Raw genomic sequence first — 653 nt, forward strand, 5'->3', positions numbered from 1 at the left:
CGGAGGATTCGACCTTCGAGGATCGGGAACCGGAGGTCACGGAGCCGGAACATCGGACCCGGCGCGGACGAGAGCGCCTCAGCGGTCCCAAAGCGGAAGTCCACGTTGTGCTCGTTCAGCTTCGCGACACGGATGTTCAGCGTGTAATCGTCGATCAGCGACGGGTTGACGCTCATCTGCGTCGCACTGGTGATCGAGGACACGAGCGTGAACTGCCCCTGCCGAGAGTAGGCCGTGCCCGTCCCGCCCGAGTTCTCATCCTCGCGCGGGCGAGCATCCCAGATCAGGTCGTCGGAGAACACCTTCACCACGTCGCCCGACTTGAAACCGGACGAGTCTGCGAGCGTGAGCGTGTTGCGGCCCGCGACCCCACCGACGGAGACGACCGGCCCCCAACTGCCCTCCGCGGTCAGGATCGGGTCCGTGGTCGCCTTGATCAGGTGACACAGGGTGAAGTCGAACACGACGTCCTTGTTCTTCACGTTCAGACCCTGCGTGAACCTCAGCTGCGACCCAGGCGGGGCTGTGAGCTTCAGCGTGCCCAGCGCGCCCGTCCACGAGTTGATGCGCGCCTGGATCGGAGCACCCGCATCACCCGCCCCGTCGATCGGTGCGCCGACGTCCTCCACGTTGACCGAGAACACACCCTTCGG

Annotated in this window: 1 protein-coding gene; it reads right to left on the minus strand. The window is 65.5% G+C overall.

Features of this window, described 5'->3' with window-relative positions; all coding sequences use genetic code 11:
- Nucleotides 1-653, minus strand: a 653-nt coding sequence (locus ACWXWW_RS17835) for a hypothetical protein (RefSeq protein WP_455971325.1), incomplete at both ends; no start/stop codon positions are given.

This window comes from Microbacterium sp. KNMS (assembly GCF_053851835.1).